Below are 15790 nucleotides of genomic sequence, written 5' to 3'. Positions count from 1 at the left end.
GGTTGCGCGAGGTAGAGCCGTGGTTGGCCGAGGTAGAGCCGTGGTCGCGTGACGTAGAGCCGTGGTTCTTGTGCTCGACGGCGTGTGGTCGGGTGGGGTGGGCGGGGTGGGTGGTGGTGCCGCGTCTACCATCCGCCGCTCGTTCCTCGCGGCTCCCGCCAGGCCCGCCACGACGCGGCACCACCACCCACCCCGCCCGGCGCCGTCTCACCCTGGTCGTCGCTCACCCGGGCGGTTGCTCGCGGTGTCGAGTTCGCCCGCGTCGTCTCGTCGGGCCGTCGCGGCTGGGAGCCTAACCGGTGCGGTCTCGGGAGATCGGCGGCCCGACCGCCTCGGGCGGCGTCCCGACCCGGGCTGGCGACCGACCGGCGTCGGGCACGACCATGCCGGACAGCCCGGCGGCGCAGACCGCCGACCGACGTCGGACGCGATGACCACGGCTCTACCTCGGCCAACCACGGCTCTACCTCGGCCTGTGGACGACGCCGGGCCGGTTCGGCGGCGGGGGAGCGGCCACGACGTGGCTCGTCGGCTCGGCGCAGGACGTCGCGAAGTCGCTGCGGCGCTACCAGGACCTCGGCGTCACGCACTTCGTCCTCTCCGACACCCCGTACCTGCGCGAGATCGAGCGCCAGGGGACCCGGCTCCTCCCGCTCCTGCGGGACTGAGGAGAAGCCCGCCCCGATCGACCCGTGCGTCGCGAGGTCGACCCCCTGCGGGTCGGTCCGGGACGTGCGGGTCGATCTCGTGGTGGTGGGGGCTATCCCCGCGCGGGCGGAGCCCGGCACAAGTACCGTCCGGACGTGGACCAGAGCCAGCTCGACGACCTCGTCTCCCGCCTGCGCGCCGCGGGGTGCGTCTTCGCGGAGGACGAGGCCGCGCTCCTCGCCGAGCGGGCCGACGACGACGCGCACCTCGAAGCGCTCGTCGCGCGCCGCGTCGCGGGCGAGCCGCTCGAGCACGTGCTCGGGTACGTCGACTTCCACGGGCTCCGGGTCGCCGTCGACCCCGGGGTCTTCGTGCCGCGGCAGCGCACCACGCTGCTCGTCGACGAGGCGGTCGCGCTCGGGCGGCAGGTCGCCGGGGCGGCCCCGGGTCGCCTCCAGGTCGCCCGGCCCGACGGCGCAGCGGTCGCCGCGCCGGGCGGGTCGCCGGTCGTCGTGGTCGACCTGTGCTGCGGGGCGGGGGCGCTCGGGCTCGCGACGGCGACCGACCTCGGCGGCCTGGCCGATGTCGAGCTGTACGCGACCGACGTGGACCCGGCCGCCGTCGCGTGCGCGGCGCGCAACGTCGCCGCCGTCGGCGGGACCGCGTACGAGGGCGACCTCTTCGACCCTCTGCCCGCCGGTCTGCACGGCCGGGTCGACCTCCTCCTCGCCAACGTGCCGTACGTCCCGACGGCCGAGATCCCGCTGCTGCCGCGCGAGGCGCGCGACCACGAGGCCCACGTCGCCCTCGACGGCGGCGGCGACGGGCTGGAGGTGCTGCGCCGCGTCGCGTCCGAGGCGCCGCGGTGGCTCGCCCCCGGCGGGCACCTGCTCACCGAGTCCGGCGAGCGGCAGGCGGCGGGCGCCGTCGGTGTCCTGGAGGGTGCGGGACTGCGGGCCCGCGTCGTCCGGGACGAGGAGATCGGCGCGACGATCGTCGTCGGGACGCTCCCCGCCGAGCCGTGAGCGGGGACCCGGAGCAGCCCGGAGAACCGTGGCCACGCCCCCGTCTCGGCGGACTGCGCGGGTAGACGCGCGGGCCCCGTGCAAGGATCCGGCGGCACGCGACAGGTGCTGGACGAGGGGCCCGACGAGAGGGTCGGCCCGCTGAGGGGGTAGAGACGGTGAGCGACCGACGACGACGCTCCCTGGCCGGGGTGTCCCTGCTCGTCGCCGTGATCACCGCGTGCGGCGGCCCAGGTGGCCCGATCACGGCGTGCCCGGCGATCGGGTACGTGGCCCGGCTGGAGGTCCGGCTCGACGACTCCTGGTCGGACCGGGACGCGTACGGCGTCGCGGTGAGCTGTGTCGGCACGGCCGAGCCGTGCGGGCTGGTCCGTGACGGGACGATCCGGCTCGCCCCCGAGCCGGCCCCCACCACGATCGCACCGGTCCAGCCTGGCCAGCCGGTCTCGCCGGACCCGGCCGAGGCTGCCGAGACGTCACCCGAGCCGACGGCAGAGGACGCGCCGGACGAACCGTCGCGGGGCGAGTGGACGGGCTCCGCGCTGAACGGCCCGGTCGGGCCGATCGTCGTGCGCGTCGTGGAGCTCGCGTCGGGCGACGTCGTCGTCGAGCAGGAGGTGGATCCGGAGTTCGTGCTGACGGTCGGCGACTTCGGGGCCGAGTGCGGCGGGCCGACTCTCGCGACGGTCGAGATCGAAGACCCACGGGCCTGACGGCTACGCCGGCCGCCGGACGAGCAGGGCGCGGATCTCCTTCTCCGCCTGCGCGGGCGTCAGTGCGCGGCAGCCGAGCGACACCCAGTGGCGCACGAGCGCGGGCTCGGCGCGCAGGAGTCCCCACCCGCGCCGGAACAGGGTGAGCGGTGGCTTGCGCATCTCCGCGAGGTCGCGCAGCAGACGGAACCAGAACGTCATGAGCCGCGGCCGGCGCAGGCAGATCGCGTCGGCCAGCACGTCCTGCGCGCGGCACGCCGCGACGATCTCCGCCGCGAAGATCCCCTCGGCCAGCACGACCCGCGAGCCCGTGACGTCGAGGTGCGTCGTCCCCGTGCGGCGCGACGTCGGGATGTCGTAGACCGGCACGTCAGCATGCCCGGTGCGCGCGAGGTCGACGAGCGCCGCGACGGCGCCTGCGGCGTCCCACGAGCGCGGGTCGTCCCAGTCGACGATGCCGAACCGCTGCGGCAGGTCGGGGTGGTCGTGGTCGAGGTAGAAGTCGTCGAGCGCGACGACCGGGAGGCCGAGGCGCCGCGTGAGCGACGTCTTGCCCGAGCCGGACGCCCCGGTGAGCAGGACGACCCGCGTCGGGACCTCGCGGGTCCCGGGCGGGAGGTCGAAGAGGGCAGGGTCCGTGGCGGGGTCGTCGGTCACCGGGTCGGTGCGGAGACCGGCGTCGGCCGGGACGCCGTCGTGCTGAGGGTCGCTCACGGGACACCATTGTCGCAGCGCGCAAGACCTGTCGCCCCGACGACCCCGTCGCGGCGGGAGAGCGCCCCGCTCCGCGTAGCCTTCCTCGGTGACCGCTCTCGATCCCGCCGCCCAGCTCGCCCGCGACGCCCTCGCCCGACTCGACCGGTGGCAGCCGGTCGACCCACGCCAGGCGTCGCTCGCGGAGGAGTACCGCGCCTTCGTCAGCGGGGAGGCCAGCCCGCGCGCCGACGCCGTGCGGCGCGACGGGGGTCCAGAGCACCTCACGGCGAGCTGCTTCGTGCTCAGCCCGGACCTGGACCGCGTCCTGCTGTGCTTCCACCGCAAGGGCCAGTTCTGGGTCCAGGTGGGTGGCCACATCGAGCCCGGCGACACGACGCTCGCGGGCGCCGCGTACCGGGAGGCGCGCGAGGAGAGCGGTCTCGACGACCTCGTCCCGTTCGACCCGGACCGTGAGCGCGTCCCAGCCCTGGGCGACCGCCCGGGCGCCGGGCACCAGGCCGGCGACCCCGCCGCGCCCGTCGACGTGCACCGCCACGACCTCGCCGCCGCGTTCGGGACGTGCCGCACGCACTGGGACGTCGGGTTCGTCGCGTTCGCCGACCCCGACGCGCGGACGGCCGTGAGCGACGAGAGCGAGGACGTCGCGTGGTTCCCGGTCGACGCGCTCCCGGCCGGCACGCCGGACGACTTCCCCGTCCGCCTGGCGACCGTCCTCGCCGAGGTGCGTCACCGCCGTCGGGCATGAGGGCCGGGTGGCCGAGGTAGAGGCGTGGTCCGCGAGGTAGAGGCCTGGTCGTGACCACGCCTCTACCTCGGCCTACCCGGCCTCTACCTCGGCCTACCCGGCCTACCCGGCCTCTACCTCGGCCTACCCGGGCTCTACCTCGGCGGGGCGAGGATCACGTGCAGGGTGCGCGGGCCGTGGACGCCCTCGACGCGCGAGAGCTCGATGTCGCTCGTCGCGCTGGGTCCGCTGATCCACGTCTGCGGTCGCTCCGGGTGCGCGGCGAGCAGCCGCACGGCCTCGGGGACCGTCTCCACGACCTGGTCGGTGCGCACGACGCACACGTGCAGGTCGGGGACGAGCGTGATCGCGCGCCGGCCCTGGTCCGGCTCGCCGTCGAGCACGATCGTGCCGGTGTCGGCGATCGCGACGCGCGCGGCCGTGACGACGGCGTCCACCCGGTCCAGCTCGTCGGGCGTGCGCGGGTCGTCCCGCGCGTCGGGCACGACGGCGGTCCCGGCGCCGAGCGCGCCCAGCCACGCGGCGTCGAGCCCCGGTGGCACGACGACAGAGCCTGCGGCCGCGAGCAGGTCACCGACGATCGTGGCGACCTCGGCCGGGGTGCCGGCCACGTGCACGTGCGCCCGGTAGTCGACGAGCCGGTCGACGAGGACGTCGACGGCCTCCGGCGCCCCTGGCGCGAGGTCGCCGCGCTCGCGGTACGCGCGGGGGACGGGATCGAGCGGGTCTGCCGGGTCCCCGAGGCGACCGGACGACGTCGAGCGAGCCGCCGTCGTCGGGCCGAGCGCGGCACGCACGCGGGCGAGGACGTCGTCGCGCGCGCTCATCGGTCTTCACCCATGTCGCCGAACCCGGGGTTGTCGGTCGCCGAGCCGCCGAACCCACCCGTATCCCCGGGTTCGGCGCCCTGGGGCGCGGCTACCCCGGGGGCGGCGGGCGGGGCAGCCGGGGCGGGAGCGGGGCGGTCGCGCCACCAGGTGCGGAAGGTCTGCTTTGCGGGGGCCGGGAGGTCGCGCGAGCGGGTCCAGGCGGACCCGGGCGGCGGGAGGGTCGAGATCCGGCCCTTCGGGCCCGCGACGACGCGGCCCAGCCCGGCCGCCTTCTCCGCGAGCTCGAACCGTCGCGCGTCGGACATGACGAACGACGCCGCCTTCATGGCGGCGCCCCAGCCGGTGGGACGGCCCCGATCGGCGTCGACCTCGCGCGCGCGGAGCTCCACGAGGATCGACGGGATGTCGATCTTCACCGGGCACACCTCGTAGCACGCGCCGCACAGCGTCGACGCGTAGGGGAGGGACGCGTTCGGGTCGTGGTGGCCGGAGAGCCCGCCGGAGGACGTGGTGAGCTGCGGCGTGAGGATCGCGCCGATCGGGCCGGGGTACACGGACCCGTAGGCGTGGCCGCCCACCCGCTCGTACACCGGGCACACGTTGAGGCACGCCGAGCAGCGGATGCAGTGCAGCGCGGCGCGGCCGACCTCGTCGGCGAGGACGTCGGTGCGCCCGTTGTCGAGCAGCACGAGGTGGAACTCCTGCGGGCCGTCGCCGGGTGTGACGCCCGTCCACAGGGACGTGTACGGGTTCATCCGCTCGCCCGTCGACGAGCGCGGCAGGAGCTGGAGGAACACCTCCAGGTCGGTGTACGTGGGCACGACCTTCTCGACCCCCATGACGGTGATGAGCGTCTCGGGGAGCGTGAGACACATGCGCCCGTTGCCCTCGGACTCGACGACGGTGAGCGTCCCCGTGTCGGCGACGCCGAAGTTGGCGCCGCTGATCGCGACCTTCGCCGAGAGGAACTTGCGGCGCAGGTGCGCGCGGGCCGCCATGGCGAGCTCGCGCGGCACGTCCGACAGGTCGGGCGGGGCGTCGCCCATGCGGGCGAGGAAGATCTCGCGGATCTCCGCGCGGTTGCGGTGGATCGCGGGCACGAGGATGTGCGACGGCATGTCGTCGGCGAGCTGGACGATGAGCTCGGCGAGGTCCGTCTCGTACGCCGCGATGCCCTCGGCGGCGAGCGCCTCGTTGAGCCCCGTCTCCTGCGTCGCCATGGACTTCACCTTGACGACCTCGTCGACACCCTTCGCCTTCACGAGGTCCGCGACGATCCGGTTCGCCTCGTCCGCGTCGCGCGCCCAGTGCACGACGCCGCCGCGCGCCACGACGTTGCGCTCCAGCTCCTCGAGGAGCTCGGGCAGGCGTGCCATGACGTCGGTCTTGATCGCCGACCCGGCGTCGCGCAGCGCCTCCCAGTCCGGCACCTCGCCGACGACGGCCGCGCGCTTGGCCCGGATGGTCGACGTCGCGTGCGCGAGGTTGCGGCGCAGCTGTGTGTTCTGGAGCGCCTCGCGCGCCGCGTCGGGGAACGACCCGCCCCAGCGCAGCGGAGCGTCGGGGTGCGGCACGTCGCCGAACGCGTCGGACGCCGCGCCGGCACCCGCCGAGGTGCCGTGGCCGCCTGGGTGGGCGACGTCGTCGGGCAGGGTGCGCGCGCCGCGCCGGACGGGCAGGCCGAGGAACGTGCGGCTCACCGGGTACCCCCGCGCGTCGACGGACCGACCCCGGCGGGGGCGGGCGTGTCCTTCGTGGAGGCGAGGATCTCCGCGAGGTGCAGCGTGCGGACGCCCGCGCGGATGCGCGACAGGCCGCCGCCGATGTGCATGAGGCACGACGCGTCGCCCGCGGTGAGGACCTCGGCGCCCGTCGACTTCACGTGCGTCATCTTGTCGGCGAGCATCGCCGTCGACGTCTCGGCGTTCTTCAGCGCGAACGTGCCGCCGAACCCGCAGCACGCCTCCGCCGCGGGCAGCTCGACGAGGTCGATCCCCTCGACGGCCCGCAGGAGCCGCAGCGGCTTGTCGCCGACGTGGAGCATGCGCAGCGAGTGGCATGTCGGGTGGTAAGTGACCCGGTGGGGGAAGGAGGCGCCGACGTCGGTCACGCCGAGCACGTCGACGAGCAGCTCGGACAGCTCGTAGGTCTTCGCGGCGACCGCGTCGGCGGTGCGCGCGAGGTCGTCGAGCCCGGCCCGCCGGCACACCATGCCCTGCTGGTGGCGTACCGAGCCCGTGCACGACCCGGACGGGACGACGACGGCGTCCCACTCGCCGTCGAGCACGGGGGAGAACGCCTCGACGTGGTTGCGCACGACGGGGACCGCCTCGTCGAGGTACCCGGTGTTGACGTGCATCTGGCCACAGCACGCCTGGCGCTCGGGGAAGAACACCTCGTGCCCGAGGCGCTCGAGGAGGAGGGCGGTGGCGCGCGGTGCCTGGGGGAACATCACGTCGCCGATGCAGGTCGCGGTGAGGGCTATGCGCATCGTTGCTCCGAGGGAGGGCGAGTCGGTCCAGTCTCGCCGGGCCGCGTCCGTGCCGCCTGCCGAGACTGCCGCGGTGAGGCGCCGCGGCTGTGGTCTGACCACAGAGGGCCCACTGTAGACCACGGGACGGCGTGAGGTCTGACCACAGCGACGCGGGGTCGCCTACCCTGAGCGGGTGCGCACCCATGAACGCGTCCTCGCCCGCATCGAGGCGGACCTCGCCGCGGGCCGCTGGGCGCTGGGCGAGCGGCTCCCGGCCGAGCGCGCGCTCGCCGAGGAGCTGGGCGTCTCGCGTCCCTCTGTGCGGGAGGCGATCCGCGTCCTCGAGGCCATGGGCATCGTGCGCACCGCCGTGGGCTCCGGGCCCGACGCCGGGGCGACCGTCGTCGACCGGCCCGCCGCGGGCCTCGGGGCGGCCGTGCGGCTGCACGTCGCGTCGGGGACGCTCGCCGTGCGCGACGTCGTCGAGACGCGCGTGCTGCTCGAGACGTGGGCCGTCCGCGCGGCCGCCGAGCGGATCGTCGCCGGGCGGGACAGCGGCGGCGAGGGGTCCGAGCCCGGACCGGGCACGCCGGAGCTCGCCGACGCTCTGGCCGCGGCGGACGCGCTGCTCGACCGCATGGACGACCCGGCGCTCGCGACCGAGGAGTTCCGCGAGCTGGACGCGTCGTTCCACGTGCTGCTCGTGCGGCTCGCGGGCAACCCGCTCGTCGAGGCGGTGATGACCGGGCTCCGCGGCGCGATCGAGTCGTACGTCGCCCAGGGGAGCGCCGCTCTGCCGTCCTGGGAGCGGACGGCGGCACGCCTGCGCGCCGAGCACCGCGCCATCCTCGAGGCCGTGACCGCGGGCGACGGCGAGCGCGCCGCGCGCGAGGTCCGCGCCCACATCGAGGGCTTCTACGCCGAGACGGGCCTCTGAGCGACCTCCGGTGCGGCGGCGTCGCGGCCCGGTCACGGTCGGGCCTGGAGCGGCGTGCGATCACGCTGTCCTCCGGGCCTCCGCCGGGGTGGCGGGACGGACGGTCCCGCCACCCCGGCGACCCGTCAGGCCGAGCAGGTGGCCGTCGGGAGAGTGGTGTTGCCGTTCGAGTACAGCGTGATGCCGAAGGCGTCACCGTTGCCGTTCGGTGTCGCGGTGAGTGTGCCGCTCGTGCCGGTGACCGCGGCGTTCCAGGAGCTCTGCAGGCTCTGGCCGGAGCCGGTGCGGATGGTCACGGTCCAGTCGGACGCGCCCGACACCTGGAAGGTCGTGTTGAAGCGGTCGCCCCAGGAGTCGCCCCGCGTCACGGTCACGGTGCAGGTCTCGCCGCCCCCGGAGGCCGACGCACAGGTGGCCGTGGGGAGCGTGGTGTTGCCGTTCGAGTACAGCGTGATGCCGAAGGCGTCACCGTTGCCGTTCGGTGTCGCGGTGAGGGTGCCGCTCGTGCCGGAGACGGCGGCGTTCCAGGAGTTCTGCAGGCTCTGGCCGGAGCCGGTGCGGATGGTCACGGTCCAGTCGGACGCGCCCGACACCTGGAAGGTCGTGTTGAAGCGGTCGCCCCAGGAGTCGCCCCGTGTCACGGTCACGGTGCAGGAGCCGTCGCCGCCCGGGTTCTCCCCGGGGCCGCCGGGGGTCCCGCCGCCGCTGTTGAGCTGGTCGAGCACGGCGGTGTAGGCGGCCTTCTTGTTGCCGCTGCCGTCGAACAGCAGCGGCGTGCCGGACGCGCGCCACGAGTCGGTGTCCCGCACGCCCCAGACGGTGATGCCGGTGCAGCGTGACACGGCCATGCACGCCTGGACCACGCCGCGGTACTGCTCGGCCTGGGAGGAGCCGGAGCCCTCGATGTCGAGCTCGGTGATCTGCACGTCGACGCCCAGGTCGGCGAAGTTCTGGAGCGTGGTGTGGTAGTTGCTCGGCACCGGGTTGCCCGAGTTGAAGTGGGCCTGGAAGCCGACGCAGTCGATCGGCACGCCCCGAGCCTTGAAGTCGCGGACCATGGAGTAGACGGCCTGCGTCTTCGCGTGGCTCCAGCTGTCGGTGTTGTAGTCGTTGTAGCAGAGCTTGGCGCCCGGGTCGGCGGCGCGGGCCGCGCGGAACGCCGCCTCGATCCAGTCGTTCCCCGTGCGCTGCAGGTTCGAGTCGCGGCGCGCGCCCGAGCCGCCGTCGGCGAACGCCTCGTTCACGACGTCCCACGCGTAGATCTTGCCGCGGTAGTGCGTCGCGACCTGCGTCACGTGGTTGAGCATCGCCTGGCGGAGCGCGGACCCCGACATGTTCTGCATCCAGCCCGGCTGCTGCGAGTGCCACGCGAGGGCGTGCCCGCGCACCTGCTTGCCCCGGCTCGTCGCCCAGCTGACGATCTGGTCGCCCTGGGAGTAGTTGAAGCTGTTCTGCGACGGCTCCGTCGCGTCCATCTTCATCTCGTTCTCGGCCGTGATCATGTCGAACTCGCGGTTCGCGATGGTCGAGTACGTCGAGTCGGACAGCCTGCCGGCCGCGAGGGCGGTGCCGAAGTAGCGGCCGGACTCGGCAGCCGCGGCCTCGAGGGTGGAGCCGGCCGCCTGGGCGGCGCCCACGCCGACGCCGGTCGTGATGAGCACGGCAAGGAGGGCGCCCAGGGCGGCCGACCTCCTGCCGTTCGTGCTGCGCAAGGGTAGTGCTCGGGTCATCGTCGATCCTCTTCCTCCCGGGGTGGACCTCCGTTGGCCCACCAGCGCGAACAACGTGCGCGAGTGACGCTAGTCACACAGGAAGGCGATGGCAATCGTTATCGATACCGTTTTACATCGTGGACAAAAGCGACAGCGGTGACAGTGCCGCGCGGGTGAGGGTGGAGCGTCAGGTCTGCGGCGGCGCCGTGCTCTCGCGCACGACGAGCTCGGTCGCGAGGTCGAGGCGCTGGTTCATGGGCTGACCGCCTCGCGCGAGGTCGAGCAGCATGCGCGTCGCGGTCCCCGCCATCTCGTGCAACGGCTGGTGCACGGTGGTCAGCTCCGGGCCGATCCAGCCGGCGAGCGGCAGGTCGTCGTAGCCGACGACCGAGAGGTCCTCGGGGATCCGCAGGCCGAGCTCGCGCGCGGCGCGCAGGACGCCGAGGGCCTGCATGTCCGACCCGGCGAAGATCGCCGTGGGGCGGTCGGGGAGCGAGAGCAGGGCCTTGCCGTGCTCGTACCCGCCGTCCACGTAGAAGTCGCCGTAGCGCACGAGCCCGGGGTCGACGACGATCCCCGCCTCGTCGTGCGCGCTGCGGTAGCCGTCGATGCGGGCGCGGCTGCACAGCACGTCCGAGGGCCCCGAGATGATCGCCACGCGACGGTGGCCCAGGCTCAGGAGGTGGCGCGTCGCGGAGAGCCCGCCGCTCCAGTTGTTGGACCCGACTGTCGGCACGCCCGCGGGCTGCTCGCCCTCGGTGTCGACCACGACGAACGGGATGGAGCGGGACTCGAGCTGGTGCCGCTGGGACTGGTCGAGGCTCGACAGGACGAGGAGGACCCCGAGCGGGCGGCGCGCGAGGACGCCGTCGAGCCAGTCCTGGGGCGGCCGGTGCTCGCCGCCGAGCTCCGAGAGCACGACGCCCACCTTGGCGGCGGCCGCCGCCTCCTCGACGCCCCGGATGATCTCGATCGACCACGCGGAGTCGAGCTGGTGGAACACGAGGTCGATCAGGGGCGTCGGCGTCGCGGGGGCGGACCGGCGGCGCCGGTACTGGTGCCGCTCGAGCGCGGCCTCGACGCGCGCCCGGGTGGCCGCCGCGACGTCGGGCCTGCCGTTGAGCACCATGGACACCGTGGGCACGGACACGCCGGCCTCCGCGGCGATGGACGCGATGGTCGCGGGGCCGCCCGTGGCGGCTCCCCGGTCCTGCGCTGGCATGGCGCTCCTCGTGCTGGTCGCAACTTTCGAGTCGAACCGTAGCACTTGTGCGCGGCGGTCGTCCGTAGCCGAGACGGGTGATCTCGCTGGTATCCCGGGCATCCTGGCGCGCCGGTCACCGCGCTCCGTCGTCACCGAACTGTGACCCGAGTCTCGCTTGACGACGCGTCGGTCGTCGGTCTAGCGTCCCGGACCAGCGGGTATCGGAACCGTTACCGATACTTTCGAAGACCACGATGCCGTGGACGCCCGATCACCGGGCGAGGCACGACGACGTGACCGACCCGAGGACCACGATTGACGACGCAGACGACCCCGGCCGCCCCCGAGCGGCACGAGGCCACGACCCCGGAGCCGTGGCGCGACGTGCGGCGGGGCGCCGCCGAGCGCGCCCGGGCGCTCTCCGCAGCGATGACGCTCGAGGAGAAGCTCGCCCAGCTCGTCGGCGTGTGGGTCGGCGCGGACGCGTCCGGCGGGGGCGTCGCGCCGCACCAGGCCGACATGACGGGCCACGTCCCCACCTGGGAGTCCGTCATCGAGCACGGGCTCGGTCAGCTCACGCGCCCCTACGGCACCGCGCCCGTCAGCCCCGAGGCCGGGGCCCGCTCGCTGGAGCGGTCGCAGCGCGACCTCATCGCCGCCAGCCGCTTCGGGATCCCCGCCCAGGTGCACGAGGAGTGCCTCGCCGGCTTCGCTGCGTGGCGCGCGACCGCCTACCCCGTCCCCTTGTCCTGGGGCGCGAGCTTCGATCCCGAGCTCGTCGAGGCGATGGCCGCTCGCATCGGCGCGAGCATGCGGGCCGCGGGCGTGCACCAGGGGCTCGCGCCCGTGCTCGACGTGGCGCGCGACCACCGCTGGGGCCGCACCGAGGAGACCATCGGCGAGGACCCGTACCTCGTCGGCACGGTCGGCGCCGCCTACGTGCGCGGGCTCGAGTCGGCCGGCGTCGTCGCGACGCTCAAGCACTTCGCCGGCTACTCCGCCTCGCGGGCGGGCCGCAACCTCGCGCCCGTCGCGATGGGCCCGCGCGAGTACGCCGACGTCATCCTGCCGCCGTTCGAGACCGCGGTGCGCCACGGCCGTCCGCGCTCCGTCATGCACGCCTACACGGACGTCGACGGGATGCCGTCGGCCGCCGACCGGGGCCTCCTCACCGGGCTGCTCCGCGAGACGTGGGGCTTCGACGGCACGGTCGTCGCCGACTACTTCGGGGTCCGGTTCCTCGAGACCCTGCACAAGGTCGCCGCCGACGGGGCCGACGCCGCGCGCCTCGCGCTGCGCGCCGGCGTCGACGTCGAGCTCCCCACCGTCGACGCGTTCGGTCCGGCGCTCGCCGAGGCCGTGCGCCGCGGCGACGTCGAGGAGTCCCTCGTCGACGCGGCGCTGCACCGCGTGCTCCGGCAGAAGGTCGAGCTCGGGCTCCTCGACCCCGGCTGGGAGCCCGTGCCCGACGGCGGCGCGGGCCTCGCGCTCGACGACGCGGCGGGACGCGACCTCGCCCTGCGCCTCGCGCGCGAGGCGGTCGTGCTGCTCGCGGACGACGGCGGCGCGCTCCCGCTCGCGTCCGGGGCGCGCCTCGCCGTCGTCGGCCCGCTCGCGGACGACCCGATGGCGATGCTCGGCTGCTACTCCTTCCCCGCGCACGTCGGCGCCCAGCACCCCGAGGTCGAGACCGGGATCGACATCCCGACGGTCCTCGCCGAGCTCGGGTCGCGCTTCGAGGTCGTGCACGCCCGGGGCTGCGACGTGACCGGGCAGGACTCGAGCGGGTTCGCCGCGGCCGTCGAGGCGGCGCGCGGCGCGGACGTGTGCGTCGTGGCGGTGGGGGACCGGGCCGGGCTGTTCGGGCGCGGGACCTCGGGCGAGGGCTGCGACGCGGCCGACCTGCGGCTCCCCGGCGTCCAGGAGGACCTCGTGCGCGCGGTGCTCGACACGGGCACGCCCGTCGTCCTGCTGCTCCTCACCGGCCGGCCCTACGCGCTGGGCGTGCTCCTCGACGAGCCGACGCCGCCCGCGGCGGTCGTGCAGGCGTTCTTCCCCGGCCAGCTCGGCGGACGGGCGGTCGTCGAGGTGCTCGCCGGAGAGGTGTCGCCGTCGGGCCGCCTGCCCGTGAGCGTCCCGCGCGACCCCGGCGGCCAGCCCGCGACCTACCTGTCGGCACCGCTCGGCCTGCGCTCCGGCGTCTCGAGCGTCGACCCGACGCCCGCCTTCCCGTTCGGCCACGGCCTGTCCTACGCGACGTTCGCGTGGGAGGACGCGCACGTCGTCGGCGCCCCGGCCGGCGGACCCGCCCCCTGGCCGGTCGACGGCGAGGCCCGGGTCGAGGTCACCGTGCGCAACACCGGGAGCGTCCCGGGTGCCGACGTCGTGCAGGTCTACCTGCACGACCCGGTCGCGCAGGTGACGCGGCCCGTCGTGCGCCTCGTCGGGTACGCGCGCGTCGCTCTCGACCCGGGCCGGGCCGCGACCGTGTCGTTCGTCGTGCCGGCCGACGTCACGTCCTTCACCGGGGCCGACGGGCGCCGGGTCGTGGAGCCCGGCGACGTCGAGCTGCGCGTCGCGCGGTCCAGCGCCGACGTCGTCGCGACGCTCCCGCTGCGCCTCGTGGGGCCCGAGCGCGAGGTCGACCACACGCGCCGCCTCGTCACCGACGTGCGGGTCTCCGGACCCGCGACCGACCCGGCCGCGCCGGGCACGTACCGCGAGAACGATCACGAGGAGGTGAGCGTGGGATGACCCTGGACCAGGGCCCCGTCGACGTCGGCGAGGCCACCACCGTCGCGAGCGCCGTCGCAGCGGCCGAGCACGCGCGGCCCGGCGAGCCCGCGGGCGACGGCGGACGACCGCGCCGGCCCGCCCGGCGCCGCAAGGCCGGCAGCGTCCCGTGGCGCGTCGCGCTGCGCAAGGACTGGCGGCTGTACACGTTCCTCGTGGTGCCCGTGCTGTTCCTGCTGGTCTTCCGCTACCTCCCGATGCTGGGGAACGTCATCGCGTTCCGCCGGTTCCGTCCGGGCGGCAGCGTGTTCGGCGACGAGTGGGTCGGCTTCCGCTACTTCGAGATGTTCATCCAGAACGCGCAGTTCTGGCAGGTGTTCTGGAACACCGTGATCCTCGGGCTCCTCACGCTGCTGATCTGCTTCCCGCTGCCGATCGTCTTCGCGCTCCTGCTCAACGAGCTGCGCTCGCGCCGGTTCAAGAAGATCGTGCAGACGGTCTCCTACCTCCCGCACTTCATGTCGATCGTCATCGTGGCGGGCCTGGTGCTCCAGCTCACGTCCGTCAACGGGACGGTCAACCAGATCGTCGAGGCGTTCGGGGGAGACCCCGTCGCGTTCATGCAGCAGCCCGAGTGGTTCCGCACCATCTACGTGTCGTCCGAGGTCTGGCAGACCGTCGGGTGGGGGACGATCCTCTACCTCGCGGCGCTCACGACGATCGACGACCAGCTCTACGAGGCGTCGCGCATCGACGGCGCCAACCGCTGGCAGCAGACGTGGCACATCACCCTGCCGGGCATCCGACCCACGATGATGGTGCTCCTCATCCTCAACATCGGCTCCTTCATGGCGGTCGGGTTCGAGAAGGTCCTGCTGCTGCAGAACCCCCTGATCTACTCCACGGGCGACGTCATCTCGACGTACCTGTACCGCGTCGGCATCCAGTCCGCGCAGTTCTCCTACGGGACCGCGATCGGGCTGTTCGAGGCCCTCATCGGGCTCGTGCTCGTCCTCTCCGCGAACGCCGTCTCGCGCCGCCTGACTGGAGCCTCGCTGTGGTGACCGACCCCCTGTCCGCGACGCCGGACCTCACCGCCGTCCGCCGCGAGGGCGGCACGATCAAGGACACGGGCGGCTACCGCGCGTTCCGCGTGGTCAACGGGCTCGTCCTCGCGGTCGTGTGCGTCGTGACGCTCTACCCGTTCGTCAACCTCGTCGCGAAGGCGTTCTCGTCCGAGGGCCAGATCGCGGCGGGGAACGTCAACCTCGTGCCGCGCGGGTTCAACGTCCAGACGCTCCAGTACGTGCTCTCCGACGCCATGTTCTGGACCAACTACAAGAACACGGTCGTCTACACGGTCGTCGGCACGATCATCGCGATGGCGCTCACCACGACGTACGCCTACGCGATCAGCCGCCGCCACCTCAAGGGCCGCAACGCGTTCATCGGCATCGCGGTCTTCACCATGTTCTTCGGCGGCGGCCTCATCCCGAACTACATCCTCGTCGCGGACGTCCTGGGCATGCGCAACACGATGTGGGCCGTCGTGCTCCCGGGCGCGATCTCCGTGTTCAACCTCCTCGTCATGAAGTCGTTCTTCGAGAACTTCCCGACGGAGCTCGAGGAGGCGGCCGCGATCGACGGGCTGTCGACGTACGGGATCTTCGGCCGCATCGTGCTGCCGCTGTCCAAGGCAGTGATCGCGACCATGACGCTCTTCTATGCGGTGGGCATCTGGAACTCGTGGTTCGGGGCGTTCCTCTACCTCGACAAGAAGGAGCTCTTCCCCGTCACCGTCTACCTGCGCAACCTCATCGCCGCGGCGACCGGTCCCGGCTCGCAGGAGGCGGTCCAGATCGGCTCGAACATCCAGTCCGTGACGATGCTGCTCACCGTCCTGCCCATCGTCTGCCTGTACCCGTTCGTGCAGAAGTACTTCGTCTCCGGCGTGATGCTCGGCTCCGTCAAGGGCTGAGCCGCGCCGCGCCGACACCCGCACCGTGCCACCGCCTGCACCGCGCGACCCGCACCACCGCACCGCACCACCCGC

13 protein-coding genes are annotated in these 15790 nt (G+C 73.9%); 7 read left to right on the top strand and 6 right to left on the bottom strand.

What is annotated here, in order from left to right; all coding sequences use genetic code 11:
- Nucleotides 1–803: 803 nt before the first annotated feature.
- On the top strand, nucleotides 804–1673 hold the full coding sequence (locus CCE02nite_RS09540; protein WP_141389419.1) for a putative protein N(5)-glutamine methyltransferase: 870 nt from the start codon (nucleotides 804–806) through the stop codon (nucleotides 1671–1673).
- A gap of 158 nt (nucleotides 1674–1831) precedes the next feature.
- On the top strand, nucleotides 1832–2386 hold the full coding sequence (locus tag CCE02nite_RS09535) for a hypothetical protein (RefSeq protein WP_141389418.1): 555 nt from the start codon (nucleotides 1832–1834) through the stop codon (nucleotides 2384–2386).
- 3 nt (nucleotides 2387–2389) lie between these two features.
- Here CCE02nite_RS09535 and CCE02nite_RS09530 read toward each other — a convergent pair whose 3' ends face one another.
- On the bottom strand, nucleotides 2390–3100 hold the full coding sequence (locus tag CCE02nite_RS09530) for a uridine kinase family protein (protein ID WP_255318764.1): 711 nt from the start codon (nucleotides 3098–3100) through the stop codon (nucleotides 2390–2392).
- 88 nt (nucleotides 3101–3188) lie between these two features.
- Between CCE02nite_RS09530 and CCE02nite_RS09525 the strand changes: the two genes are divergently transcribed.
- Nucleotides 3189–3848 carry an NUDIX hydrolase gene (locus tag CCE02nite_RS09525; protein WP_141389417.1) on the top strand — a complete coding sequence of 220 codons (660 nt, stop codon included), beginning with the start codon at nucleotides 3189–3191 and terminating at the stop codon, nucleotides 3846–3848.
- 134 nt (nucleotides 3849–3982) lie between these two features.
- On the opposite strand, the gene CCE02nite_RS09520 is transcribed toward CCE02nite_RS09525, so the two are convergent.
- The 3 genes from CCE02nite_RS09520 to CCE02nite_RS09510 are packed head-to-tail and all read right to left on the bottom strand — an operon-like array spanning nucleotide 3983 to nucleotide 7169.
- Nucleotides 3983–4675 carry a LutC/YkgG family protein gene (locus tag CCE02nite_RS09520; RefSeq protein WP_141389416.1) on the bottom strand — a complete coding sequence of 231 codons (693 nt, stop codon included), beginning with the start codon at nucleotides 4673–4675 and terminating at the stop codon, nucleotides 3983–3985.
- Nucleotides 4672–6378 carry a LutB/LldF family L-lactate oxidation iron-sulfur protein gene (locus tag CCE02nite_RS09515; RefSeq protein ID WP_218027076.1) on the bottom strand — a complete coding sequence of 569 codons (1707 nt, stop codon included), beginning with the start codon at nucleotides 6376–6378 and terminating at the stop codon, nucleotides 4672–4674. The genes CCE02nite_RS09520 and CCE02nite_RS09515 overlap by 4 nt, the downstream gene beginning before the upstream one ends.
- Nucleotides 6375–7169 carry a (Fe-S)-binding protein gene (locus CCE02nite_RS09510; RefSeq protein WP_141389415.1) on the bottom strand — a complete coding sequence of 265 codons (795 nt, stop codon included), beginning with the start codon at nucleotides 7167–7169 and terminating at the stop codon, nucleotides 6375–6377. Before CCE02nite_RS09510 ends, CCE02nite_RS09515 begins: the two co-directional genes overlap by 4 nt.
- A 175-nt stretch (nucleotides 7170–7344) precedes the next feature.
- On the opposite strand from CCE02nite_RS09510, the gene CCE02nite_RS09505 reads away from it, so the two are divergent.
- Nucleotides 7345–8088, top strand: a complete 744-nt coding sequence (locus CCE02nite_RS09505; RefSeq protein WP_141389414.1) for a FadR/GntR family transcriptional regulator — start codon at nucleotides 7345–7347, stop codon at nucleotides 8086–8088.
- A gap of 125 nt (nucleotides 8089–8213) precedes the next feature.
- Here CCE02nite_RS09505 and CCE02nite_RS09500 read toward each other — a convergent pair whose 3' ends face one another.
- Both CCE02nite_RS09500 and CCE02nite_RS09495 read right to left on the bottom strand, forming a co-directional pair.
- On the bottom strand, nucleotides 8214–9818 hold the full coding sequence (locus CCE02nite_RS09500) for a glycoside hydrolase family 10 protein (RefSeq protein ID WP_255318763.1): 1605 nt from the start codon (nucleotides 9816–9818) through the stop codon (nucleotides 8214–8216).
- 169 nt (nucleotides 9819–9987) lie between these two features.
- Nucleotides 9988–11022: a LacI family DNA-binding transcriptional regulator gene (locus tag CCE02nite_RS09495; RefSeq protein WP_141389413.1), complete on the bottom strand. Its 1035-nt coding sequence runs from the start codon at nucleotides 11020–11022 to the stop codon at nucleotides 9988–9990.
- 297 nt (nucleotides 11023–11319) lie between these two features.
- On the opposite strand from CCE02nite_RS09495, the gene CCE02nite_RS09490 reads away from it, so the two are divergent.
- From CCE02nite_RS09490 to CCE02nite_RS09480, 3 genes are read left to right on the top strand one after another with little or no spacing between them, the layout of a single operon-like run.
- Nucleotides 11320–13758 carry a beta-xylosidase/alpha-l-arabinosidase gene (locus tag CCE02nite_RS09490; protein ID WP_255318762.1) on the top strand — a complete coding sequence of 813 codons (2439 nt, stop codon included), beginning with the start codon at nucleotides 11320–11322 and terminating at the stop codon, nucleotides 13756–13758.
- On the top strand, nucleotides 13755–14801 hold the full coding sequence (locus tag CCE02nite_RS09485; RefSeq protein WP_141389412.1) for an ABC transporter permease: 1047 nt from the start codon (nucleotides 13755–13757) through the stop codon (nucleotides 14799–14801). The genes CCE02nite_RS09490 and CCE02nite_RS09485 overlap by 4 nt, the downstream gene beginning before the upstream one ends.
- Nucleotides 14795–15715: a carbohydrate ABC transporter permease gene (locus tag CCE02nite_RS09480; RefSeq protein ID WP_141389411.1), complete on the top strand. Its 921-nt coding sequence runs from the start codon at nucleotides 14795–14797 to the stop codon at nucleotides 15713–15715. Before CCE02nite_RS09485 ends, CCE02nite_RS09480 begins: the two co-directional genes overlap by 7 nt.
- The last annotated feature ends 75 nt before the right edge of the window (nucleotides 15716–15790 follow it).

The organism is Cellulosimicrobium cellulans (assembly GCF_006539945.1).
In the GTDB taxonomy this organism is placed as follows: domain Bacteria; phylum Actinomycetota; class Actinomycetes; order Actinomycetales; family Cellulomonadaceae; genus Cellulosimicrobium; species Cellulosimicrobium cellulans.
The sequence above is the reverse complement of the archived record's forward strand: the minus strand, read 5'-3'. Positions and strand labels throughout refer to the sequence as shown.